General features: G+C 43.7%; 1 pseudogene. It reads right to left on the minus strand.

Going from position 1 to position 387, the window contains the following annotated elements:
- Positions 1-79: 79 nt before the first annotated feature.
- A pseudogene (locus tag CHH67_RS25805) lies at positions 80-387 on the minus strand (nuclease-related domain-containing protein); the annotation flags it as partial.

Below are 387 nucleotides of genomic sequence, written 5' to 3' on the forward strand. Positions count from 1 at the left end.
GTCTACATTTAAGTTTAACTTCCTGATTAAATCGCCGCTCTCCACTTCAATAAGTGGTCCAGCGGCAATTGGTTTATTACTATTTTTTCGCCTTCTCCACACTCCCCGCCTTATCCACATGATCAGCCCGAATCTTCGGGTCAGTGATATTGGCTTCTTTCAAAGATTGATAGATCTTCTGAATATCCGACTCTGTTAGAACAGGTCCCGTCTTCTCGGCTTGAATTCGGTTCATTTTACGCTGAATATATTCGGATAGTTCAACATCGTACACGATGAGCTCATCCGAGTGGATTTTTCTCAATTCTGGGTCCACACTAAAACGGCAACGCATCGTGAAGGAAACGAGTGATATATATCGACTCTCTTGATAGTCGGGGAGCAAGC

The organism is Paenibacillus campinasensis (genome assembly GCF_002272015.1).
GTDB lineage: Bacteria > Bacillota > Bacilli > Paenibacillales > Paenibacillaceae > Paenibacillus_AQ > Paenibacillus_AQ campinasensis.